The organism is Nonomuraea longicatena (assembly GCF_039525605.1).
GTDB lineage: Bacteria > Actinomycetota > Actinomycetes > Streptosporangiales > Streptosporangiaceae > Nonomuraea > Nonomuraea longicatena.
In genome coordinates, this window is record NZ_BAAAHQ010000001.1 from 117180 (window position 1) to 138970 (window position 21791).

Consider the following 21791-nt stretch of genomic DNA (forward strand, 5'->3'; position numbering starts at 1 on the left):
GCCCTCACCGGCGACGATCACCTCCGCGAGGCGCTCAACTCGGGCTGGGGCGCGCTCCTGAAGCCGCTCAGCCGCCTCGGCGAGCTCTGCTACGGTCCGCCGCGCGACGGCAAGGTCACCTTCACCACGCCGCGCCGCTGGCTGCCCGGCCATCCCGCCGACCTCCCGCCCCACGAGGAGGCAGGGGTACGGCTGGCCCGCGCCTACCTGTCCGCGCACGGCCCGGCCTCACCGGACATGTTCGACGCCTGGCTGTTTCGCGGCGTCGCCCCCAGGAGGCCGCTGAAATCCTGGTTCCGCGACCTGGCGCCCGAACTGACCGAGGTGACGGTCGACGGGCAGCCCCTGCTCGCCCTCAAGGAACACCTGGACGACCTGGCCGCCACCCGTCCGTCCCGCGAGGTCCACCTGCTGCCGGGCTTCGACCAGTACGTTCTGGCCGCTCCTCGCGCCCTCACGGCCCTCCTGCCCGCCGAGGCCCGCCCCAAGGTGAGCCGCCAGGCAGGCTGGATCTCCCCGGTGGTCGTCCACGAGGGCCGGGTCGTCGGCGTCTGGGACCACAAGGACGGCATCCGGCTCGACCTCTTCGAGTCCGTCCCCGACCGGCCTCTCGCGGCGGCCGTGTCCCGTGTGGAACACCTCCTTGCCCAGCCCGCGACCACCGAGCCCTGACCTGATCTCGCGGTGCCTCCTTCGAGGGTGGGGCGCGGCGGGCGGAAGTGGCGGATGGGTGAGAATCGGGAGTGGCGGCCGGGTGCCCCGGCCGACCGGGGTTCGACGTCGGGTCGTGACTGCCGGTGTCCGAGGGACGCCGGGGAGGGAATGGATGATGCGGGACTTTCGGCAGGTGGATGTGTTCACCGACACGCCGTACCTGGGCAATCCGCTGGCCGTGGTGCTGGGAGCGGAGGGCCTGAGCACGGAGGAGATGCAGCGGTTCGCCAACTGGACGAACCTTTCGGAGACCACGTTCGTGCTGCCGCCGACCACCCCTGAAGCCGACTACCGCGTACGGATCTTCACGACCGCCACCGAACTGCCGTTCGCCGGACACCCCACGATCGGCACCTGCCACGCCTGGCTGGAGGCGGGCGGGCGGCCCGCCTCAGACGGGGTGGTGGTGCAGGAGTGCGGGATCGGCCTGGTCAAGGTGAAGCAGGACGGCGCGAGCCTGGCCTTCGCCGCGCCCCCGCTGCTCAGAGGCGGTCCCGTGGACGAGGCCGAGCTGACGCGGATCGCGGCCGCGCTCGGCGTCGAGCGGCCGGCGATCGTCGACGCGCAGTGGGCCGACAACGGTCCCGGCTGGGTGGCCGTACTGCTCGGCAGCGCCGAGGAGGTGCTCGCGCTGCGTCCCGCGCCCAGCGACTACAAGATCGGCGTGGTGGGGCCGCACCCCGACGGGTCACCGAACGCGTTCGAGGTTCGGGCCTTCTTCCCCCCGGAGGGCGAGGACCCGGTCACGGGCAGCCTGAACGCCTCCGTGGCCCAGTGGCTGCTGGGCTCGGGACGGGCTTCTGCCCCGTACGTCGCCGCCCAGGGCACGGTGCTGGGCCGCCAGGGCCGGGTCCTGATCTCCCGCGACGACCACGACGGCACCGTCTGGGTGGGCGGCTCGGCCGTCACCTGCGTCAACGGCACCGTCGCCCTCTGAGGACGGAGCGCCCGGACGCGTCGCTGCCGTTCCCCACGCCCGGGAAGAGCCCCCGGACACGTCAACACCAGGCGTGACCGTCGGCGGTCCTCACGGGGACGGTGACGGTCCGAACCGCCGGGCCGGGTGAATCCCGCCTGTGCGCACTCCCGGTCCGCTCAGAACGCCTCTGACGGCCTCCCGTGCACGTCGGCGCGGCTCCCGGCGCTCAGCCCGGGGGCCGGCGCCGGTGAGCCGGGTCGAGGTCTCCGGCGCTCAGCAGGAGAATCGCACCCGCTCGCCGGGACGCAGCTGCGCGGCGACGGCCAGGTCGGCGCCGACCACCACGCCGATCACCGGGTACCCGCCGGTCGGCGGATGGTCGGCGAGGAAGACGATCGGCTGCCCGCTCGGCGGCACCTGCACCGCCCCGGCGACCGTACCCTCGCTGGGCAGTTCTCCGGCGCGGGCGCGCACCAGCTCGCGGCCGGCGAGCCGCACGCCGACCCGGTTGCTGTCCTGACTGACCTCGTACGGCGCCGCGCACAACTCCCGCAGCGCCCCGGACACGAACCAGTCGTCACGCGGGCCCGGCACCACCCGCAGCACCCCCGGCGCCACCCCGGGCAGCGGCGCCAGATCGACCGAGATCGCCGCAAGCGCCCGGCCACCCCCGACGGGCAGGACCGCGCCCGCCCGCAGCGGCGGCGGCCCGAGCCCGGACAGCGAATCGGTGGAGCGGCTGCCGAGCACCGGCGCGACCGCGATCCCGCCGCGCACGGCCACGTACGTCCGCAGCCCCCGGTCGGGCAGTCCGAACGCCACCTCGCCCCCTGCGGCCACCCAGAACGGCGCCCCCATCCCGGAACCCCCGGTCACGACGCACGGCGCCCCGGTCACGGCCACCCAGGCGCCGGTGCGGAAGCGCAGCCGCGCGCCGCCGTACGTGAGCTCGATCCCCGCCGCGTCCTCGGGGTTGCCGACGAGCCGGTTCGCCAGCCGCAGCGAGCCCGTGTCCGCGGCGCCGGAGCGGGGCACGCCGAGGTGCGCGTAACCGGGCCGCCCCAGATCCTGGACGCTCGCGTAGGGGCCGGGCGCGAGAACCTCGATCACGTCGGCTCGAACCGCACGCGCGTGCCCGGCCGAAACAGCGACGGCGGCTCGGCCGCGACGTCCCAGATCCGCAGGGAGGTGCGCCCGAGCAGCCGCCACCCTCCGGGCGAGGCGCTGGGGTAGACGGCGGAGTACGGCCCGGCGACGGCGACGGACCCGGCGGGGACCGACGTGCGCGGCGTGGCCAGGCGCGGCACGTGCAGCAGCGGGTCGAGCCCGGTCAGATAGGCGAACCCGGGCGCGAACCCGAGCCAGCCGACGACGAGTTCCCGCCCGCTGTGCCTGGCGACCACCTCGTCCACGCCGAGCCCGGTCTCCCGCGCGACGGCGGCCAGGTCGGCGCCGTCGTACGTCACGGGCACGACGACCACCGCCCCCTCGGCGGACGGGCCGGACGCGGCGGCGGTGGCGGCCGACAGCAGGCCCTCCAGCAGACCCCGCAGCGCGGCGGGGTCGGCGCCGGGAGCGACGACCAGCACGCTCTCCGGCCCCGGCACGATCTCGGCGACCCCTTCCGGCCGCTCGGCCCTGAGCAGGGCGTCCAGCCGGTGGGAGACCGCGAGCGCCCCGGTCTCGACGAGCAGGCCGTGCTCGCCCGCCGTCCTGATCGTCATGCGAACGCCTGAAGGACCACACCTGCGGCCAGCAGGTCGTCGCGCACGCCGCGCGCCAGCCGTACCGCGTCGGGTGTGTCGCCGTGCAGGCAGATGGAGCGCGGCGAGACCGGGACCACGCTGCCGTCGGCGGCCACGACGCTCTTGTCCACGGCCATGCGCACCGCCCGCGCCGAGACCTCCTCGGGGTCGTGCACGACCGCTCCCGGCTCGCGGCGCGGCACCAGGGTGCCCTGCGGCGTGTAGGCGCGGTCGGCGAACGCCTCGGTGATCGTCGGCACCCCCGCAGCGGCGGCGACCTCGTGCACCACCGAGCCGGGCAGCGTGAGCACCGGCAGCGAGGGGTCGTAGTCGGCGACCGCCTCGATCACCGCGGACGCCTGGTCGCGGTCGCGGCAGATCCGGTTGTAGAGGGCGCCGTGCGGCTTGACGTAGGAGACGCGCCCGCCCATCGCGCGGGCGATGCCGTCGACGGCGGCGAGCTGGTAGAGGACCTCGGCGCACAGCTCCTCCTGCTCGACGTCCATCTCCCTGCGGCCGAAGTGGGCGATGTCGCGGTAGGAGACCTGCGCGCCGATCGAGACACCCCGGTCCACGGCGGCGGCGCAGGTGCGTCGGATCGTCACCGGGTCGCCCGCGTGGAACCCGCAGGCCACGTTGGCACTCGTGACGATGTCGAGCAGCGCCAGGTCGTCGCCGAGCCGCCAGATGCCGAACCCCTCGCCGAGGTCCGCGTTCAGGTCGATCACCATGGATCCATCTTCTATCGCGGCACCACCGGGCAAGCCTAGAACTCGTCGGGTATGTCGGCGATGTCGTCGAGGGCGGCGGCCAGTTCCTCCGGGTCGCCGCCGATGCGCTCGACGATCTCGATGAGCACGTGCAGCACGTCGTGCCGGTCGTGACCGAGGTCGAGCAGCCGCTGCGCGGCCTCCCACAGCTGCGGCGGGTCGCCGTCCCACAGCCGCCCGGCGATCTCCTCGTGCCAGGCCAGGTGCTCCTCGTCGATCTCGCCGACGTGGTCGATGCGCAGCAGGGTACGGCGGTCGCCCTCGTCGGCCGGGTCGAGCCCGTCGAGATCGACGCCGCCGTGCACACCCTGCAGGAACGGGAACGCGAACACCCGCCTGGCCAGCGCGGACAGGTCGCCGTCCGGCAGCAGCCGCTCCAGCAGCGGCCGGTCGAGCCCGAACGAGGTCGGGTCGCGGTAGGCCGTCGGGAACTTGCCCGTCGCCTCCCACACCGCGTCGAGCGTCTCGCGCAACCCCGGTTCCGGCAGACCGGTACGGCCCGCGGCGAAGCGCACCCAGGCCGACAGCACGTGCGGCATCGCCTCCTGCTCGGCGGTGCTCAGCATCACCTTGCGCGGCAGCCAGTCGAGCAGGAACGTCTCGCACTTGGTCGGGCTGATCCGCATCGGCCGGCTGAAGTCGTGCTCGCAGCCGTAGTCGATGATGTGGTCGGCGCACCGCGAGGCCGCCGACGGGTCGGACAGGTGCTCGGCGGCGTCGGAGGCCAGGAACTCGGCCGCCAGCATGGCCCGGCGCTCGCGACTGTAGGGGGCCTCGACGTACAGGGGGGCGGGGCGCTTGCGGCCCGGCGGCAGCGCCTTCAGCCGCGAGCGGGCGAAGGCGTGGAAGGCGCTGTAGCTGTCGCTGACCGGCGGCGGCGTCTTGGGCTCGCGCGTGGCCCGCATCGCCGAGTCGAGCAGCGCCCGCGCCTGCTGCGGCTCGATCTCCTCGAACAGCAGCATCGGATTGCCCGCGGCCTCGGCCCGCGCCTGCTCCAGCAGTTTGTCCACCTGGGAGGAGACCCACGCGTCGCGCGCCATCCCGGACATGTTGTAGTCGACGACCAGCACCAGCGCGTGACGGTCCTGGTTGCGCGCGTCGGGGGTGACGCCCCCTGCGGCGGGATCGGTCCAGCGGTAGCCGAACGTGCAGATCACGGTGTCCTGGTCGCCGTAGGCGTCGCGGGAGACGAAGCAGCCGGTCGGCTTGACCGCGCCGACCCGGTCGGCCCAGCCCGGCCGGGCGACCCCGGACTCCATCATGGCCAGCGCGGCGCCCTCCGCCTTGGCGCCCTGGCGCGCGGTGCCGAGGTAGGCCAGGCAGATCAGCAACGTCAGCGACGCCGGGGTGCCGGCCTTGGCGGCGTAGTCGACCAGGCCCTCGCCGAGCACCTGTTCGACGTCGCCGCCCTTGACCCGCTTGCCCCACCAGGCCCCGATCATGTCGGAGACCATCAGTTCGGCGTCGAGCGGAGTGCGGACGGCGAGGAGTTCGCGCGCCGCCTGCAGCATCTCCTGGAAGACCTCGTCAGGGTCGGTTCGGTGTCGGCGCACGCCCTCACTCTCTCGCATTCCAGGCGCAAACGGCGCGATTCGCGCTGCCTGGTGACCCCGATGTTATCGGGCGTCGTGCGGCGGGGGCGAGGAGTTGACGATGGCGAGCAGCCGCTCCCGGGTGATCCGCTCCACGATCTCGGGGGTGACGTCGATGCCCAGGTGCCGGGTGCACGCGCACACCTCGGCGACGCACCGGCCGATCGTGTCAGCCGAGACGGTCACGAACTCTTCGGCCAGCCGAAGGCGGGCGGCCAGGGCGAGCATACGTGTGAGATTCCCTCGTGATGGCGAGGGGCAAACCCCCCGGAGACGGACGCGGGTGACTTGAGATCCCATTCCAGTCGTTCTGCCACGCGTGTCAAGCCTCCCCGCCGCGTGCGCACGTCCCGTCCTCACTCCCTGACCCGACAGGCCCGCCTTCGTGTACGGTCTCCGGGTCGGCGGCGCCCCCGCCGGTCCCGGGTTCGCCCACCGCCGAACGTGAGGGAGGCTTTCATGCGAAGCTGGTGCCATGCGCATCCAGCTCGCCCAGCGCGCCGAGGCCGACGAACTGCTCAGCCGCAGCCCGCTCGCCCTGCTCGTCGGCATGCTGCTCGATCAGCAGATCCCGATGGAATGGGCCTTCACCGGCCCCTACACCATCTCGGAGCGCCTGGGTCACGACCTCACGGCGGAGGAGATCGCCTCCTACGACCCGGAGGCGTTCGCCGCCCTGCTGGCCGGCAAGCCCGCCGTCCACCGCTACCCGAAGTCCATGGCCGCCCGCGTGCAGCAGCTCGCCGCCCACCTCGTCGAGCACTATGACGGCGCCCCCGAGAGGATCTGGGCGGATTCCGCGAACGGCGCGGAACTCCTCAAGCGGCTGCTCGAACTTCCCGGCTACGGCAAACAGAAGGCACAGATCTTCGTGGCGCTGCTCGGCAAGCAGCTCGGCGTCCGGCCGTCCGGATGGCGTGAGGCGGCCGGTCCCTACGGCGAGGAGGGCTCGTACCGCTCCGTCGCGGACGTCGTCGACGCCGACAGCCTGGGCAGGGTCAGGGCGACCAAGCAGGAGGCCAAAAAGGCGGCCAAGGCGAAGTAGCCTGATCTTGCCCCGTAAGGTGGAGCGACTTTGACAGGATGCGTTGTCCATAGTGGAGACCGGCGGGTGACGGGGGCTTCCGTCCGCGCCTGCCCATCACCGATGATGTACAGCAGAATCCGGTCGCCCGGAGCTGCGCTACGCCGATACACAGTTATGGAGATGTGCCGCGTGGGAGACCCTGGCACGCGACGGAGGTGCCGATCATGAGCGCCGAGACCTCCGTTCCCCGTCCCCGGGAGTCGGATGTGGACATCTCAGACTCCGGCCTGTTCAAGGGCCTGTTGTCCGAGGCGGAGTTCGCCTTCGCCTTCTTCGACGTCGACGGCCGCTTCCAGCGGGCCAACGACGTGTTCAGCGACGTCGTCGGCGTGTCCGCCGAGCGGCTGCTGGGCCGTACGCCCATGGAGGCGCTGGCCGCCGACCTGAGCCAGTTGGTCACCCACGCGGTGCAGGGGGTGATCGAGAGTGACGGGCCGGTCACCGAGGGCCGCGTCCGCGTGCGCACGGCCGACGGCGATCCCCGGCTGTGGTCGCTGTCGTTCTCGCCGATCCACGACGAGGCGGGCGAGCTCCACGCGATCGCCCTGGTCGGGCTCGACGTGACCGAGAGCCGCCAGACCGAGGAGGAACTGCGCCGCAGCGAGGAACGCTACCGCTCGCTCGTCGAGGCCCAGTCGCAGCTCGTGTGGATCACCTCGCCCACCGGCGCGGTGGTCGAGGACGCCCCGCAGTGGCGGGCCATCACCGGCCAGGGCCTGGAGGAGTACCTCGCGCACGGCTGGCTGGAGGTCGTCCACCCGGACGAGCGTCAGCACACCGAGGAGGCCTGGCGCGAGGCGCTGCGCGGCCGCACCATGTTCGAGTGGAACTACCGGGTGCGCACCCGGGCCAGCGGCTACCGCCACTTCGAGGTCCGCGCGGTGCCGATCATCAGGCACGGCCGCATCGTCGAGTGGGTCGGCGCCAACACCGACGTCACGCCGCAGCGCGAGGCCGAGGAGATGCGCGGCAGGCTGACCGACCAGCTCGGCGCGGCCGCGCTGCGTACCGCGCGGCTCCAGGGCGCCACCGCCCAGCTCGCCGAGGCGCTCACCGTCGAGCAGGTGATCCAGGTCATCATCGACGTGGGCCGCACCGCCCTGGCGGCCGACCGCTCGGCCGTGGCGCTGCTCGACCCCGACCGCGCCACGCTGAAGCTCATCAACGGCGAGGGCGTCCCCGAGGTACCGGGTGTCTCCGGCGAGGAGGTGCCGCTGTCGCACTCCAGCGTCATGACCATGGCGGTCAACAGCCGGCGCCCGGTCTTCGCCGAGTCGCCCGTCAGCCTGAAGGCCCAGCTTCTTGAGGCGGGCGGCGACGACGAGGCGCTGACCAACTATCTGAAGAGCAGCGACGAGCGGGCCTGGGTGGGCCTGCCGCTGCTGGCGGCGGGCCGGGCGCTCGGCGCGCTGCGCTTCTCGTTCACGCGGCCGCAGAAGATCTCGCAGGAGGACGGCGTCTTCCTGGAGGCGCTGGCCGGGCAGTGCGCGCTCGCCGTCGAGCGGGCCACGTTGTTCGAGCGTGAGCACAAGACGGCCGAGACGCTGCAGCGCAGCCTGCTGCCCGACCGCCTGCCGGTGGTCAAGGGCCTGGAGCTGGCCCAGCGCTTCCGCTCGGGCAGCCGCCACGTGCAGGTCGGCGGCGACTGGTACGACGCGTTCTCACTGCAGGACGGCAGGGTGGCGGCGGTCGTCGGCGACGTGATGGGCAAGGGCGTCAAGGCCGCGGCGGGCATGGGCCGCATCCGCAACGCCATGCGGGCACTGGCGCTGACCAACCCGCCGCCCGCGGCCGTGCTCAACGGCCTCGACCGGGTGTTCGAGGCCACAGAAGAGGAGGAGCAGGTCACGACGCTGGCCTACATGGTGGTCGAACCGGTCACCGGCGAGGGCACCCTGGCGCTGGCCGGTCACCCGCCGCCCGTCCTGGTCTCACCGCAGGGCACGGCGATTCTGTGCGACGCCGAGCCCGGCACTCCGCTAGGCTGGCCGACCAGCCGAAGGCAGTTCAGGTTCGTGGTGCCTCCCGGTCACACTGCGGTGCTCTACTCCGACGGTCTGGTCGAGAACAGGAAGCGCGGCCTGGACGCCGGTCTGGCAGAACTTTGCTCTGTCGTGACCGAGGCTCCACCCGAGGTGGTCAGTAGTCCGCACATGCTGCTGGACTTTCTGGTAAGCCGGATGTTGTCAGGATATGAACAGGATGATGACGTTACCGTGCTGGCCATCCACGTTCCGCCGGCCACGAAGAGTGACTGAATGAAACAGTCATAAGGGTTGCTTTCGGGTATCAGTGCCGCGCTTACGTACGCACTACTGTCCGGGTCGGCCTAGGGTGGAGGTCAACCGCCGGGAGGTGGCCGTATGAGGTGCCGGGTCATGCCAGAATGCTGGATGGTCCGTTTGCGCTCCGCACGGCCTCGTCAATCTCCTAGAGAGGCATAGCCCCCCAGCGGGCATCTGGGTCCATTGTCGCCACGCGTTCGTTCGAGAGGTGTTCGTGTCGCCTGCAAGTTCGACTCGCTCGAAGCCACAAGAGCTGAACGAGCCCGTCATTCAGCGACTGCTCGAGCGTGGGCGCTCGCAGGGTTTCCTCGAGTCCGAGGATGTCCGCCAGGCCTTCGAGGAGGCGGACATCCCGATGTCGCACGCCGCCGCGTTTCTGCGGAACCTCAGCAAAGAGGGTGTGACCGTGGTGGTGACCGCCGCGGACTCGGCGGCACCGAAAAGGTCTCGGGGTCCAGCAAAGCGTCGCACCACCGCCCCCGTCAAGACGAAGACCGCAGCGGCCGCCAAGGAGCAGCAGCCCGAGACCGTGACCGCGGTCGTCGGCGCGGCTGAGGCCGAGCCGGCGAAGAAGGCTGCTCCTGCCAAGAAGGCCGCGCCCGCGGCCAAGAAGGCCGCACCCGCCAAGAAGGCCAAGCCGGAGGCTCCCGCCGCCGGTCCGGCCACCAAGGCGGAGCCCAAGCCCAAGGGTCCCGAGGGGGCCTCCGACGACGAGGACATCGACCTCGAGGGCGAAGTCGATCTCGAAGACCTCGAAGACATCGAGCTCGGCGACGACGACATCGTGGCCGAGTCCGAGACAGACGGCGAGTCCGACGACGAAGAGGGCGAGGAGCCCAAGGCCGACGCCCCCGCCACCGTGGTGGCGGGCAAGGGCGAGGACGAGGTCCTCATCCTGTCGGACGACGACGACGACGCCCCGGTGGCGCAGGTGGCGGCCGCCGGAGCCACCGCCGACCCGGTCAAGGACTACCTCAAGCAGATCGGCAAGGTCCCCCTGCTCAACGCCGAGCAGGAGGTCGAGCTGGCCAAGCGCATCGAGGCCGGACTGTTCGCCGAGGAGCAGCTCGGCAGCGGCGAGCTCGACAACCTGCCCGTCGACGTACGGGCCGAGCTCGAGTGGATCGCCGAGGACGGCCGCCGGGCCAAGAACCACCTGCTGGAGGCCAACCTCCGGCTGGTCGTCTCGCTGGCCAAGCGCTACACCGGCCGCGGCATGCTCTTCCTCGACCTGATCCAGGAGGGCAACCTCGGCCTGATCCGCGCGGTCGAGAAGTTCGACTACACCAAGGGCTACAAGTTCTCCACCTACGCCACCTGGTGGATCCGGCAGGCGATCACCCGGGCCATGGCCGACCAGGCGCGGACCATCCGCATCCCGGTCCACATGGTCGAAGTGATCAACAAGCTGGCCCGGGTCCAGCGGCAGATGCTGCAGGACCTCGGCCGCGAGCCCACGCCGGAAGAACTCGCCCGTGAGCTGGACATGACCCCCGAGAAGGTGGTCGAGGTCCAGAAGTACGGGCGCGAGCCCATCTCCCTCCACACCCCGCTGGGCGAGGAGGGCGACAGCGAGTTCGGTGACCTCATCGAGGACTCCGAGGCCATCGTGCCGGCCGACGCCGTCAGCTTCACGCTGCTGCAGGAGCAGCTGCACTCCGTTCTCGACACGCTGTCGGAACGCGAGGCGGGCGTCGTGTCGATGCGGTTCGGTCTCACCGACGGCCAGCCCAAGACGCTCGACGAGATCGGCAAGGTCTACGGGGTGACGCGGGAGCGCATCCGGCAGATCGAGTCGAAGACGATGTCCAAGCTGCGCCACCCGTCGCGTTCGCAGGTGCTTCGCGACTACCTCGACTAGCCGTACACACCGAAAGCCCCGCGCCCGGCCATCCTGGGCGCGGGGCTTTCGCGTTTCCCGATTTTCTCGACAATCTCGGGCGAATCGCCGGGTTGCCTGGTCGGCGACACGCCCGGCCGCCCGAAGCACACGATTCGTGGGGTGATCGGCGTCGCTGGGGCCGATCATGGAGCGGTGCCCGGTCGCCGGGAGGTCCACCGACCTGCGCGACGGCGTCCGCTCCCGTCGTGGAGCGGTGCCCGGTCGCCGGGAAGGGCCTGACGGGCGGCGTCGCGGTGAGGGGCCGGAGTGCGGGGAGTGGCGGCGCCCGAGGCCGGTCACCGGGTGCGGTGGGGCGGGGTGGGCGGGGCTGTGCCGTTACCTGGAATCAGACATGTACGTCCAGATACCGGTCGAGCGTGACGCGGTAGCCCCGCGCGGTGAGGAGCTTCTCCAGATCGGACGGTGACTCCGGAGCGGCCGGCGACTCCAGCAGGATCCGGGCGACCTCGCCGCGCGTCGCTTTGGCCATGTGACTGACCACCTTGCCGTCACGGAAGACCCGCACCCCCACCGAGCGCTCGCCCGGCTTCCACGCGCCCGCGTATGTGCCCGAGCGCATGTCCACCACCAGCCCCGGCAGCCGCTCCAGCTCCTTGGTGAGATGCGGGCGCCAGAACGCCGCCAGCCCGCCGAGCACCGGCAGCGTCACCCCCATCGACAACCGGTACGGCGGGATGCGGTCGGACAGCCGCACCACCCCCCACAGCCCGGAGAAGATCAGCACGCTCTCCTCGGCCCGAGCGCGCGCGTCCGGGTCGAGCGTGGCCAGGCTCAGGTTGTCGTAGAGCACCCCGGTGTACAGCTCGCTCGCGCACAACGTCGGCGCCGACTCCAGCACCAGGTTCTTGTCGAGTTCGCCCGAAAGGCCCGGTGAGAGGCCCAGCACCTCCAGTGCGTCTCGGCGCTTCGAGGCTCGGGCCAGCGCGGTCCGCACCCGCTTGCGAGGCCGGTCGAGCTTGGGGAAGGAGAGCCCGCCGAGCGCGGGCCCGGTGCCCTCGGACGCCTTGCCCTCGGACGGCGGCAACAGTATCAGCACGTCAGACAGCTTAGGGCCGGTACGATCCATCGAGATGAAAGCGGCCTTCTCCCCGATATGGCTGCCTTTGGACGCCCTCGTCCTGGCAGTCCGCTCCTTTCTGCCCCTGGCCTTCTTCTACACCGTCGGCCGGGTGGCGCACGACCTCATCCTGGTCGGCGCGGCCTTCACCGGAGCCGACGCGGGGCCGCGGAAGTACCTCGGCTTCGCCGTCATGAGCATGGCGGTGCTCGCGACGCTGGCTTCGTACGTGGCCATGCTCCAGGTCCTGCGCCGCTCGGTCGCGCTGACCGGCGGCCCGGGGAACCGGACCGGCCGGATCACCACCGTCATCGCCCACACCCTGCTGCCGTTCCTCGCCTTCTACGGCGCGTGGGGGCTGTTCGTCGACGATGTCCGCCAGTACAGCATCCTGTCCCAGGAACTGTTCGGCCTCGACCGGATCGACAACGTCACCTTCGATCCGCTGCTGCTGACCTCGGTGATCGCGCTCGGCGCCTTCCTCGTCAAGCTCGGCGTGGACACGGCGCACACGCGGCTGGGCCGTACCTGGCTGGGGCCGCTCGTCACCGTGTTCGAGGCGCTGTGGATGTTCTTCGCGGTGATCAGCGTCGAGTCGTTCATCTCGGCGCGTGTCGAGTGGCTGACCTCACGGGCCGCCTGGGCGGGCGCCGCCGACCTGCTGGGAACGGTCCTCGGCCCGGTCGGCGACGCCGTCACCGCCGTCGTGCCCGACCTGCGCGACGCCCTCCTGCTGCCCCTGGTGTGGCTCACGATCGCGGCCGTCGTCTACGGCCGCGACATGGGCGCGGGGGAGGCGCTCATCGAGGGCACCCGCCTTCAGCCGGGCGCCGGGCGGGTCAGGGCCGCGGCGCCGGGACCGGTGCGGAAGGCCGCCGAGTTCGTCTCACGCGACCTGCGCGGCAAGTACACGCCGATGCTGCACGGCCTGCGCCTGGTACTGCGCGCCGGACCGGTCTTCTACCTGGTCTTCTGCCTGTGCTACGCACTGCTGGAGGCCGGGCGCGAGTGGGCCTTCATCGGCGTGACCCGGCTGGTCGGCCCGCACGACGGACCCTGGTGGACGGTGTGGCACGGGCCGGTGAGATTCGGTGTGACGGCCGTCTACGAGGTGCTGCGGTTCAGCCTGCTGGCCTCGGCCCTGCAGATGGCGCTGCGGACGGCGTCAGACGGACGTGGTCCACGCGCCGCTGAGCCAGCCGCACCTCGACCCGCAAAGAGCTGACCGCGTCGGCGGGTACCACGAACGACGCCTGCCAGCGGACCTCGGTCCCCGGTTCGGCGGGGACCGCGGTGAAGGTGCTCTCGTCGAAGGGCGCGCACGTCGTGGGCAGGTCCGCCCGGCCCTTGACCGAGGTGGCGGCGCTCCACAGGCGCTCGCGGGCATCGCGGACGGCGGCCGCGCAGCCCTTGATCAGCTCCCGGCCCGCCGCCTCGTCGCCCGGCGTGACCCCGATGACCGCGGTGACCGCTTTGCTGCCCGGCGGCAGCCCCTCGGCGTCGCTCCAGGTCAGCTCGGCCAGGCGCCAGCTCGACCCGGCGAACGTGCCGGGCGCTCCCGGCTGCGGGACGATCGGGGTACCGCCCCTGACCAGGTCGTACTGCTCCAGCTTGGGCACCACCTGGACGGCCACCAGAGCGGCGACGGCGGGGACCAGGCCGAGGGCGTACCAGAGCTGCCTGGACAGCCGCCGCCTGGGCGCGCGGCGGTTCACGTGTCGGCCTCGGTCATGGAGACGGTGGGGGCTGCCGTGCCGTCCAGCCGCAGCTCGATCTCGACGGCCGGGCCGAGCGCCCCACTCGGGCGGAACACATCGCCGTACGCCGGGCGGGAGATGTCCAGCACCGCCCCCTTCACGGCGGCGGCGGGCAGCTCGAAGGCGACCTGGCCCGAGACGGGGATGCCCGGCCGCAGCGTCACCGTGTCGAGGCCCGTGAACCGGTCGGTGGCGGCGAAGGTACGGCCGTCGGGCGCGCGCAGGGTGACCCGGCCGAGCGCGACGTCCTCCTGGGTGGCGGTCGCGGTCAGCCCGACCACGACCCACACGCCCTTGGCCGCCTGCCGGGAGGTCTTGCCGAGGAAACCCGCCACCCGCAACTCGCGGCCGCTGGCCACGCCGTCCACCCTCACGGTGTACGGCGGGGTGCGGACCTCCTGCCCGATCCGGCCTGTGGCGGCGATGGGACGGTACACGCGGTCGGCGTCGGGCTGCAGGCGCTGGACGGCGCCGATGAGCGGCAGCAGGACGGCACAGGCGCCGACCGTGAGCAGGGCCTTCCTCATTCACGCTCCAGCGGGGTCTCCAGGACGCCCATCGGCGTTTCCCCCATGTACCAGAGCGAGGTGCCCGACGCGTAGCCCAGCAGCGACCACGACGGCTCGCGGACCTCGTCGGTGACGGCCACGCTCATCCGCTCCGGCGCCTCATCGACCTCCCAGCTCAGCCGTACGGTCTCCGGGATCCCCGGGTTGAGCACGTCGCCCGCTCGGCCGCCCGCGCGCACGACACTCTGGTCGAGGACGGGACCGGCGGGCCTGCCGTCGAGGCCGACCGCGAGGGTGCCGCTCAGCTGGGAGACCAGCGACGGCAGCGAGCTGACGTTGGTGACCTCCAGGTCGAGCACCACGAAGCGCCCCTTTCTGGGCACGCCAAAAGCAGGGCTCGGGTCCTTGGTGGTGAACACGGCCCTGCGCGGGACCAGGTGATGACGCTGGCCCTTGATCGGCTGGCCCAGGGAGTAGCGGGCAGGCTCCGCTCGTGCGGCGTCCGCCAGGCCGCCGAGCGGCCAGGCGATCGCCACAGGCAGGAGGATCACCGCGGCGATCGCGGCGAACCAGAACCAGGCCCGTTGTCTCATCCGGGGCATACTAGCCGCGAAAGCGGCCGTCCAATCGGGATGGCCGCTTCCGCATATGTGGTTATGTCAACGCGGCGAGCGCCTGAGGATCAGCGCTCGTCGCTGGGGGCTGTCACAGGGGTTTCACTGAGCCGAGCCGACTCGTCCAGGATGTCGGCACCCTTTTCGCGCAGCGCTGCGACGTGCTGACGCCCGTGGTGGGCGCAGAACAGCAGCTCCCCGCCCACGGGCAGGGTCGCGCGAATGTAGGCCTGGGCACCGCAACGGTCACAACGGTCGAGGGCCGTCAGCGGCTTAACGGGGGCGAGAGCTCCAGTCACGTATCGCCTTTCTGGTCACCCCCGCCGAAGCGAGGATCTGGCGCAGTCACTTGAGACAACATCTAACCGGACGTGGACGTTCCCAACCGGCGCACGGCTACGCCGAGAGCGGAATGTGTCGCAAAGTAATGACGATCAGCCGCTTTGTAACGGCAAACACCACGCGATGGCAAGGTTGTACGCGTGCGAACGGGAAGACCGGTAAGCTACGCACACGTGTTCGATGGCTAGACCAGGGGAGCTGGAGTGACGGTAGCGGAGGCGGGTTACACAGCTCGTCACCTGTCGGTGCTTGAGGGCCTTGAGGCCGTCCGCAAGCGCCCCGGCATGTACATCGGGTCCACCGACAGCCGGGGTCTCATGCACTGCCTCTGGGAGATCGTGGACAACGGCGTCGACGAGGCGCTGGCCGGACACTGCGACCGCATCGAGGTCGAACTGTTCGCCGACGGCTCCGTCGAGGTCCGTGACAACGGCCGGGGCATCCCTGTCGACATCGAGCCCAAGAGCGGCCTGCACGGCGTCGAACTCGTCTACACCAAGCTGCACGCGGGCGGCAAGTTCGGCGGCGGCGCCTACGCCGCCTCCGGCGGCCTCCACGGCGTCGGCGCCTCCGTGGTCAACGCCCTGTCCGCGCGCATCGACATCGAGGTCGACCTCGGCGGCAAGATCCACCTCATCAGCTTCAGGCGCGGTGTCCCCGGCGTCTTCGACGGCGACGGGCCCACGGCCAAGTTCAAGAAGAAGTCCGGCCTGCGCGACGGCGGCAAGCTCCAGCGGCGCGTCACCGGCACCCGCGTGCGGTTCTGGGCCGACAAGCAGATCTTCCTGCCCGACGCCGAGTTCTCCATCGACGAGATCCACGTGCGCCTGCGCCAGACCGCCTTCCTGGTGCCCGGCCTCACCCTCGTCCTGATCCACGACGGCAGGACCGAGGAGTTCCGCTTCGACGGCGGCATCTCCGAGTTCACCGACTTCCTCGCCCGCGACGAGGCCGTCTGCGAGGTCCTGCGCTTCCAGGGGGTCGGCCACTTCCACGAGACCGTCCCCGTGCTCGACGATCAGGGCAACATGACGCCCACCGAGGTCGAGCGCGAGCTTTCGGTCGACGTGGCGGTCCGCTGGGGCAGGGGCTACGACTCGACCGTGCGCTCGTTCGTCAACGTCATCGCCACGCCCAAGGGCGGCACCCACGTCACCGGTTTCGAGCGCGCCCTGGTCAAGACCCTCAACGAGTTGCTGCGCGAGACGCGCCTGCTCAAGAACGGCGACGACCCCGTCACCAAGGAGGACATCCTCGAAGGGCTGACCGGCGTCGTCACCGTCCGGGTGCCGGAACCGCAGTTCGAAGGCCAGACCAAGGAGGTCCTCGGCACCTCCGCGGCCACCCGCATCGTCTCCCACGTGGTCTCCCGCGAGCTCAAGGCGGTGTTCGCCAACCCGCCGCGTGGCATGAAGCAGCAACTGCGCGCCGTCCTGGAGAAGATCGCCGCCGCCGCCAAGGCGCGCATCGCCGCCCGCGAGCACCGCGACAACCAGCGCCGCAAGAGCGCGCTGGAGAACTCCGCGCTGCCCGCCAAGCTGGTCGACTGCCGCAGCGACGACATCGACCGCAGCGAGCTGTTCATCGTCGAGGGAGACTCCGCGCTCGGCACCGCCAAGCTCGCCCGCGACTCGGAGTTCCAGGCGCTGCTGCCGATCCGAGGCAAGATCCTCAACGTGCAGAAGGCGTCCGTCGCCGACATGCTCAAGAACGCCGAGTGCGCCGCCATCATCCAGGTCGTCGGCGCCGGTTCCGGCCGCTCCTTCGACATCGACGCGGCCCGCTACGGCAAGATCATCCTGATGGCCGACGCCGATGTCGACGGCGCCCACATCCGCTGCCTGCTCCTGACGCTCTTCCACCGCTACATGCGGCCCATGGTGGAGGCCGGGCGCGTCTTCGCGGCCGTGCCGCCGCTCCACCGCATCGAGCTGACCAACCCCGGCCGGGGGCAGGACAAGTACATCTACTGCTACACCGACGCCGAACTCCACAAGGTGCTGCGCGACCTCGAACGGCGCGGCAAGCGGTGGAAGGACCCGGTGCAGCGCTACAAGGGTCTGGGTGAGATGGACGCCGACCAGCTCGCCGAGACGACGATGGACCCGCGCCACCGGATCCTGCGCAGGGTGCGCATCGAGGACGCCGAATCCGCGGAGAGCATCTTCAGCCTGCTGATGGGCAGCGACGTGGCGCCGCGCCGCGAGTTCATCGTGAAGAGCGCGGCCGAGGTCGACCGCGACCACATCGACGCCTGACACCCGCCCGGGAGCGGCGGCCGTCGTTCCCGGTGACCTCGTCGCTTCCTCGCGATGATACGGCCCAGGTCCTCTTCGCCGGAGAGATCGAGGTTGTTCGGCCCGTGCCAGGCTGGCGTGCGCCGCCATCCGCTGAGAGGTGGTGATAGTCGCTCGGATCGGGAACGCGTTCCGTCGCCGAGCTTACGGACTCGCCCGTCGCCAGTTAGGATACAGTTGTATCCATTCAGGAGATGGGGGTCACCGTGCGCATTCCTGACCGGCCGTCCGCCTTCACCAGTGACTCCGCCCGCGACAAGTACTACGCCGTCTACGACCGAGTGCTCAGCGAACTGTGGCCCGTACCGGTGGACGCCGTTGACGTGGAGACCCGCGCCGGCAGCGTGCGGATCCACCGGGCCGGACCCGCCAAGGGGGATCCCGTGGTCCTTGTGGCCGGTGCCGGAGGGAACGCGCTGAGCTGGTACCGCTACATCGAACCGCTGGCGCGCACTCGCCCGGTTCTCGCCGTCGACCCGCTCGGCGAGCCGGGGCGCTCGGTTCAGAGGCGCACGCTCACGACCGGCGCCGAGGTGGGCGGCTGGCTCACCGACGTCCTGGCCGTAGTCGGCGCCGAGCGCGCGCACGTTGCCGGCTTCTCCGCTGGCGGCTGGACCGCGGTGTGGGCCGTGGCAGGACAGCGGTTCGGTGAGGGCGGCCTCGTCGCGGCGCTGACGCTGGTGGATCCGGGCGGATTCGCGCCGATAACCGGCCGGTTCGTCCGGTGGGCGGCCGCCGGAGCCGTCGCCTCCATGCTCCCGCGTCCGTTGCGGCACCGCATGGCCGACGTCGTGGACAACGGGGTGCTGCGCGAGGATCGGCTGGTGAGGCTGATGCGGGCCGGGTGGTCCTTCCGTCGGCGCGTGCTCATCCCGCCCCCTTACACCGACGAGCAGATACGCGAGCTGTCCGTGCCCGTGCAGGTGCTGCTGGGCGCCCGAAGCAGGTTGCTGGATGCGCAAGCGGTGGCCGCCCGGCTGGCCGACATCGTGCCCTCATGGCGAGTGGAGATCGTGCCCGGCACCGGGCACTCGCTGCCCGTCGAGGCTCCGGAACTGGTGGCCGAGCGGATCCTCGCCTTTCCCGGCCAGACCACGCCGAAGCACAGCACCGGCAACAGTTAGGAAGCAGCATGCCCCGACCGGTGGATCATGATGAGCGACGGCACCTGCTTACCGAGGCGCTGCTGCGCATCGCCGGCACCCGCGGCCTGCAGGCGGTGTCGATGCGTGAGATCGCCGCCGAGGCGGAGGTGTCGCTGCGCGTGGTCCAGTACTACTTCACGAACAAGCAGGCACTGCTGGAGTCCGGCCTCAACGAGCTGGGCGTCCGTATGGACCGACGGGTCAGGCAACGGGTCGCCACTGCGGCGGGGAAGCTGACACCGCGTGGTGTCTTCGCCGCCGTCCTCGGCGTGATCGTGCCTTCCGACGAGCAGAGCAGGCTGGACTCCATGGCCTGGACCGCCTACTACACCGCCGCCCTCACCGACCCGGCGCTCGCCGAGGTCGGGCTCACCCTGCCCAACGCGCTGGAGGACTTCCTCACCGCACGCTTGACCGCCGCACAGGAGGCGGGCGACATCGCTCCCGATTGTGACCCGCGTATCGAGGTCGCCGGCCTCCTGGCTCTCGCCAACGGCCTGACCTCCAGCGTCCTCAGCCGGCAGCGCACTCACGAGGCCGCCATCGAGATCATCGAGTACCGACTGGACCGCCTGTTCGGGCCGGCGGTGAGTTGACCTGACCGGACCACGGGCGGAAACGGGAGGTCAGACAGTCGGTGGGCAAACCCTGGCGGGAAGCGCTCATCTCCGTCATCACTGTCAGTCGGTGGCTTCGGCCTGCGAGAGCAAGTAGGTCTCGGTGATGTCGCCGCCGCAGGTGAGTCACCGCCGCTGGCCATGCGGAAGCAGCGGTCACAGCTGCTGCGGATCGCCGGGTGGCGAGGGCGTCTGGGCCGGTGGCGGCGCCGGGTCGGTGGGGGAGTGGAGCAAGCCTCCGGCGGCGGGCAGACGCGGGGCGGGGGAGAAGGCCGAAGGAGGGCAGACCGAGCCGCCGTCCAGGAACCTGGTGGTCTGCAGGAAGGTGGAAAGAGTCGGCGACGAGCCGAAACAAGGGTTGGCGTCGAGGGCCTGGCGCAGGAAGCGGGGGCGGTTGGTGATGAAACCGTCCACTCCGGCCAGCAGGGTGCGGCGCATGGCGGCAGGGGTGTCGACCGTGTAGGCGAAGACCTTGAGGCCCAGGCGGTGGGCGCGGCGGACGTAGGCGGTGTCGAGCCGCCGATGCTTGACGCTGACGTACTTGGCGTATGTCGCTATCTCCCCCAGTTCGGCCGGTCGCGGGGTGCCGAGCACGGCCCGCGTGCCCCGGTAGCGCAACTGCTTGATGAACCCCCAGTCGAAGCTGTGCACGATCGTCGTGGGCGGGGCCTGCGCCATCAGCTCGGAGACCCGGTCGGCGATCCCCGGGGAGCGGGACGGGTGTTTGACCTCCAGCAGCAGCCCGGGGTCGCCCTTCATGGCCTGGAAGACGCTGCTGAGGGTGGGTATCCGCTCTCCCGCGTACTCGGCGCCGAACCAGCTCCCGGCGTCCAGCCGGTCGATCTCGGCCAGCGTGAAGTCGCGCACCCGCCACGGGGCCCGGCCGGGGTACACGTCCTCGGCGTCGGTGGTCCTGGCCAGGGAGGAGTCGTGCAGGACGACGAGATGGCCGTCCTTGGTCTGGTGGACGTCGAGCTCGTACATGTCCGCACCGGCCGCGTAGGCGGCGTGGACGGCCGCCAGCGTGTTCTCCGGCGCGAGCTGGGGCGCACCCCGGTGCGCGATGATGACGGGATCGGCGTCGAACATGATCCCTATTGCACTGCATCCCCCCGGCCAGGCCGTCACGGCACGCCGCAGCGGCAGCGCGGTGGAGTGAGGCGGAGAAGGTAGGGCGGTGCGGGACGCCGCATCAGCAGGGCCGTGGGGCGCGGAGAGCGGCACGCTGTTGCGGGGTTGCGGGGTTGCGGGGTTGCGGGGTTGCGGGGTTGCGGGGTTGCGGGGTTGCGGGGTTGCGGGGTTGCGGGGTTGCGGGGTTGCGGGGATGTGTCCGATGGTGCGGCGCGGCGCGGTGGTGCGTGCGATAGGGCGGTGCGGTGCAGTGGGGCGGTGGGCCCGGCGGCCTGGCGCGCGGCCACCGGGGGAGGGATGGGCTGGGGTCAGAGCTCTATGGGCAGCAGTCGCCCGGTGCGTACGTCGTAGATGGCGCCGCCCACAGGCAGCCCCTCGGGCAGGAACGGGGTGGTGCGGATCCGGGTGAGGTCGTGCCGCAGGGCGGCATCCTGGTCGGGGACGGTATGGAACTCCAGGCTGCGGGTGTCGACCCCGTGGCGCTGGGTGAGCTCGTGGACATCCTGGTCACTGACCTTGGCCATGCCGCAGTCGGTGTGCGGCATGACCATGACGCGTTCCACGCCGAGGAGGTAGACGGCGAGCACCAGCGTACGGAGCACGTCGTCGGTGACCCTGGCCCCGGCGTTGCGGAGGATTTTCGCGTCGCCGGGTTGGAGTCCGAGGAGTCCGAGAGGGTCGATCCGGGAGTCCATGCACGTGACGACGGCTAGACCTCGGGCCGCTCGGCCGGTGAGGTCTGAGCCGGTGAAGCCGTCGGCATACTGCGCGTTGGCGGTCAGCAGGTCGTCGAATTCACTCATGCCACAGATGATTCCCCATATCCGGATGATCAGGATTTTCGGGGTGTCCAGTTGCGGACTTCTGGCGACGTGCGACCATCATCGTTCACAATGAGTGATGATGTCGTTGCCCTCGGTATGTTATCGAAGAAGGTGCCTGTGAGTAGGTCAGAATCGCTCGCCGCCTACCTGCGTTCCCATGCGCGCCGTCGGCTCGACAGGGTGGAGTCCAACGACGAGGGCAGGAACGCCCGGAGCGCACTGGCGCTGCTCGACGCCGCGTCCTATGCCGCCAGCCTCCCCGATGACGATCCGCTGCTGTGCGGGCTGGAGAAGTCGGGGTGCTTCGGTCCGCACGGCTGCGACGACTTCGACCCCGGCGAGAAGGGGGACCGGCTGATCAGGATGTGGGCGGGCGGCGAGCCTCACGAACTGCTGCTCGCCCTGCCCGGCGTGCTGGCCCCTCATCCGTGACCGTGACCGTGCGGCGTCGCGGCGGGGCGTGGTGCGGCGAGGAGCGTGCCC

At 71.1% G+C, this 21791-nt stretch carries 22 protein-coding genes; 10 read left to right on the forward strand and 12 right to left on the reverse strand.

Features of this window, described 5'->3' with window-relative positions; genetic code table 11:
* Both ABD120_RS00555 and ABD120_RS00560 read left to right on the forward strand, forming a co-directional pair.
* Positions 1–672: DNA glycosylase AlkZ-like family protein (locus ABD120_RS00555; protein ID WP_343947613.1), on the forward strand; the 672-nt coding region annotated here is incomplete at its 5' end.
* 154 nt (positions 673–826) lie between these two features.
* Entirely contained in the window at positions 827–1651 is an 825-nt protein-coding gene (locus ABD120_RS00560) for a PhzF family phenazine biosynthesis protein (RefSeq protein ID WP_343947614.1), read from the forward strand.
* A gap of 255 nt (positions 1652–1906) precedes the next feature.
* Here ABD120_RS00560 and ABD120_RS00565 read toward each other — a convergent pair whose 3' ends face one another.
* From ABD120_RS00565 to ABD120_RS00585, 5 genes are all read right to left on the reverse strand, one after another.
* Positions 1907–2743, reverse strand: coding sequence for a 5-oxoprolinase subunit C family protein (locus tag ABD120_RS00565; protein WP_343947615.1), 837 nt, complete (start codon positions 2741–2743; stop codon positions 1907–1909).
* Complete coding sequence (locus ABD120_RS00570) at positions 2740–3357, reverse strand: 5-oxoprolinase subunit B family protein (RefSeq protein WP_343947616.1); 618 nt, start codon at positions 3355–3357, stop codon at positions 2740–2742. The genes ABD120_RS00565 and ABD120_RS00570 overlap by 4 nt, the downstream gene beginning before the upstream one ends.
* Positions 3354–4109 carry a LamB/YcsF family protein gene (locus ABD120_RS00575; protein WP_343947617.1) on the reverse strand — a complete coding sequence of 252 codons (756 nt, stop codon included), beginning with the start codon at positions 4107–4109 and terminating at the stop codon, positions 3354–3356. Before ABD120_RS00575 ends, ABD120_RS00570 begins: the two co-directional genes overlap by 4 nt.
* A gap of 35 nt (positions 4110–4144) precedes the next feature.
* Complete coding sequence (locus tag ABD120_RS00580) at positions 4145–5659, reverse strand: hypothetical protein (RefSeq protein WP_343948233.1); 1515 nt, start codon at positions 5657–5659, stop codon at positions 4145–4147.
* Between the two features lie 105 nt (positions 5660–5764).
* Complete coding sequence (locus tag ABD120_RS00585; RefSeq protein WP_343947618.1) at positions 5765–5968, reverse strand: hypothetical protein; 204 nt, start codon at positions 5966–5968, stop codon at positions 5765–5767.
* Positions 5969–6215: 247 nt separating this feature from the next.
* Between ABD120_RS00585 and ABD120_RS00590 the strand changes: the two genes are divergently transcribed.
* From ABD120_RS00590 to ABD120_RS00600, 3 genes are all read left to right on the forward strand, one after another.
* Entirely contained in the window at positions 6216–6785 is a 570-nt protein-coding gene (locus tag ABD120_RS00590; RefSeq protein WP_343947620.1) for an HhH-GPD-type base excision DNA repair protein, read from the forward strand.
* Between the two features lie 206 nt (positions 6786–6991).
* Positions 6992–9085, forward strand: coding sequence for a SpoIIE family protein phosphatase (locus tag ABD120_RS00595; protein WP_343947621.1), 2094 nt, complete (start codon positions 6992–6994; stop codon positions 9083–9085).
* A gap of 241 nt (positions 9086–9326) precedes the next feature.
* A complete protein-coding gene (locus ABD120_RS00600; RefSeq protein WP_343947623.1) occupies positions 9327–10973 on the forward strand; it encodes an RNA polymerase sigma factor in 1647 nt (548 codons plus the stop codon).
* 367 nt (positions 10974–11340) lie between these two features.
* On the opposite strand, the gene ABD120_RS00605 is transcribed toward ABD120_RS00600, so the two are convergent.
* Positions 11341–12051, reverse strand: coding sequence for a YaaA family protein (locus ABD120_RS00605; RefSeq protein WP_343947624.1), 711 nt, complete (start codon positions 12049–12051; stop codon positions 11341–11343).
* A gap of 34 nt (positions 12052–12085) precedes the next feature.
* On the opposite strand from ABD120_RS00605, the gene ABD120_RS00610 reads away from it, so the two are divergent.
* Positions 12086–13297 (forward strand): hypothetical protein, encoded by a 1212-nt coding sequence (locus tag ABD120_RS00610; RefSeq protein ID WP_343947625.1) that lies wholly within the window; start codon positions 12086–12088, stop codon positions 13295–13297.
* On the opposite strand, the gene ABD120_RS00615 is transcribed toward ABD120_RS00610, so the two are convergent.
* From ABD120_RS00615 to ABD120_RS00630, 4 genes are all read right to left on the reverse strand, one after another.
* Positions 13194–13787: a hypothetical protein gene (locus ABD120_RS00615; protein ID WP_343947626.1), complete on the reverse strand. Its 594-nt coding sequence runs from the start codon at positions 13785–13787 to the stop codon at positions 13194–13196. The genes ABD120_RS00610 and ABD120_RS00615 overlap by 104 nt on opposite strands.
* On the reverse strand, positions 13784–14356 hold the full coding sequence (locus tag ABD120_RS00620; protein ID WP_343947627.1) for a hypothetical protein: 573 nt from the start codon (positions 14354–14356) through the stop codon (positions 13784–13786). The genes ABD120_RS00615 and ABD120_RS00620 overlap by 4 nt, the downstream gene beginning before the upstream one ends.
* Complete coding sequence (locus ABD120_RS00625; RefSeq protein ID WP_343947628.1) at positions 14353–14931, reverse strand: hypothetical protein; 579 nt, start codon at positions 14929–14931, stop codon at positions 14353–14355. Before ABD120_RS00625 ends, ABD120_RS00620 begins: the two co-directional genes overlap by 4 nt.
* A gap of 89 nt (positions 14932–15020) precedes the next feature.
* A complete protein-coding gene (locus ABD120_RS00630) occupies positions 15021–15251 on the reverse strand; it encodes a DUF7455 domain-containing protein (protein ID WP_343947629.1) in 231 nt (76 codons plus the stop codon).
* 246 nt (positions 15252–15497) lie between these two features.
* On the opposite strand from ABD120_RS00630, the gene ABD120_RS00635 reads away from it, so the two are divergent.
* From ABD120_RS00635 to ABD120_RS00645, 3 genes are all read left to right on the forward strand, one after another.
* A complete protein-coding gene (locus ABD120_RS00635) occupies positions 15498–17552 on the forward strand; it encodes a DNA gyrase/topoisomerase IV subunit B (protein ID WP_343947630.1) in 2055 nt (684 codons plus the stop codon).
* Between the two features lie 245 nt (positions 17553–17797).
* Positions 17798–18715, forward strand: a complete 918-nt coding sequence (locus tag ABD120_RS00640) for an alpha/beta fold hydrolase (protein WP_343947631.1) — start codon at positions 17798–17800, stop codon at positions 18713–18715.
* 8 nt (positions 18716–18723) lie between these two features.
* Positions 18724–19332 carry a TetR/AcrR family transcriptional regulator gene (locus ABD120_RS00645; RefSeq protein ID WP_343947632.1) on the forward strand — a complete coding sequence of 203 codons (609 nt, stop codon included), beginning with the start codon at positions 18724–18726 and terminating at the stop codon, positions 19330–19332.
* Positions 19333–19509: 177 nt separating this feature from the next.
* Here ABD120_RS00645 and ABD120_RS00650 read toward each other — a convergent pair whose 3' ends face one another.
* Both ABD120_RS00650 and ABD120_RS00655 read right to left on the reverse strand, forming a co-directional pair.
* Positions 19510–20442 carry a glycerophosphodiester phosphodiesterase gene (locus tag ABD120_RS00650; protein WP_343947633.1) on the reverse strand — a complete coding sequence of 311 codons (933 nt, stop codon included), beginning with the start codon at positions 20440–20442 and terminating at the stop codon, positions 19510–19512.
* Positions 20443–20792: 350 nt separating this feature from the next.
* Complete coding sequence (locus tag ABD120_RS00655; protein ID WP_343947634.1) at positions 20793–21287, reverse strand: beta-class carbonic anhydrase; 495 nt, start codon at positions 21285–21287, stop codon at positions 20793–20795.
* Between the two features lie 138 nt (positions 21288–21425).
* On the opposite strand from ABD120_RS00655, the gene ABD120_RS00660 reads away from it, so the two are divergent.
* The gene (locus ABD120_RS00660; protein WP_343947635.1) at positions 21426–21740 is read left to right on the forward strand and encodes a hypothetical protein; all 315 of its coding nucleotides are present in this window, start codon (positions 21426–21428) and stop codon (positions 21738–21740) included.
* Positions 21741–21791: the final 51 nt, after the last annotated feature.

Bases quoted from the DNA above. Each gene is read 5' to 3' on its own strand.
- ABD120_RS00560 (WP_343947614.1), top strand. From the start codon at position 827: ATGATGCGGGACTTTCGGCAGGTGGATGTGTTCACCGACACGCCGTAC.
- ABD120_RS00570 (WP_343947616.1), bottom strand. From the start codon at position 3,357: ATGACGATCAGGACGGCGGGCGAGCACGGCCTGCTCGTCGAGACCGGG.
- ABD120_RS00575 (WP_343947617.1), bottom strand. From the start codon at position 4,109: ATGGTGATCGACCTGAACGCGGACCTCGGCGAGGGGTTCGGCATCTGG.
- ABD120_RS00580 (WP_343948233.1), bottom strand. From the start codon at position 5,659: ATGCTGCAGGCGGCGCGCGAACTCCTCGCCGTCCGCACTCCGCTCGAC.
- ABD120_RS00585 (WP_343947618.1), bottom strand. From the start codon at position 5,968: ATGCTCGCCCTGGCCGCCCGCCTTCGGCTGGCCGAAGAGTTCGTGACC.
- ABD120_RS00590 (WP_343947620.1), top strand. From the start codon at position 6,216: ATGCGCATCCAGCTCGCCCAGCGCGCCGAGGCCGACGAACTGCTCAGC.
- ABD120_RS00595 (WP_343947621.1), top strand. From the start codon at position 6,992: ATGAGCGCCGAGACCTCCGTTCCCCGTCCCCGGGAGTCGGATGTGGAC.
- ABD120_RS00610 (WP_343947625.1), top strand. From the start codon at position 12,086: ATGAAAGCGGCCTTCTCCCCGATATGGCTGCCTTTGGACGCCCTCGTC.
- ABD120_RS00620 (WP_343947627.1), bottom strand. From the start codon at position 14,356: ATGAGGAAGGCCCTGCTCACGGTCGGCGCCTGTGCCGTCCTGCTGCCG.
- ABD120_RS00625 (WP_343947628.1), bottom strand. From the start codon at position 14,931: ATGAGACAACGGGCCTGGTTCTGGTTCGCCGCGATCGCCGCGGTGATC.
- ABD120_RS00645 (WP_343947632.1), top strand. From the start codon at position 18,724: ATGCCCCGACCGGTGGATCATGATGAGCGACGGCACCTGCTTACCGAG.
- ABD120_RS00650 (WP_343947633.1), bottom strand. From the start codon at position 20,442: ATGTTCGACGCCGATCCCGTCATCATCGCGCACCGGGGTGCGCCCCAG.
- ABD120_RS00655 (WP_343947634.1), bottom strand. From the start codon at position 21,287: ATGAGTGAATTCGACGACCTGCTGACCGCCAACGCGCAGTATGCCGAC.